Below are 280 nucleotides of genomic sequence, written 5' to 3' on the forward strand. Positions count from 1 at the left end.
CAGTTGTTGCCCGAGGACCCCCAGCTCCGCGGGGGTGTGCTCGCGTGCCAGTTGCCCCAGCGTTTGCTCCGCTGCGGTGTGGACCTCGGCGGGCAACGCCACCGGGATCTTGCCGAGCACGTCGAGGACCGCGTGGACGTGGTCCGGGCCGAGGACTCCGTCGGCGACACCGTCGGCCAGGGTTGGTGCCGACGGCGGTAACGGCGTACCGCTGGGTGTCGTGAACTGCCCCAACGCCTGCAACCGTCGTTTACGACGGAAGGTGTCGGTGATCCGTAAT

The 280-nt window shown here is 68.6% G+C and carries 1 pseudogene; it reads right to left on the reverse strand.

Annotation, left to right across the window (positions count from 1 at the left end):
• A pseudogene (locus tag B1964_RS10715) lies at positions 1 to 280 on the reverse strand (HNH endonuclease); the annotation flags it as partial.

Source organism: Gordonia sp. i37, assembly GCF_002043085.1.
Classification (GTDB): Bacteria; Actinomycetota; Actinomycetes; order Mycobacteriales; family Mycobacteriaceae; genus Gordonia; species Gordonia polyisoprenivorans.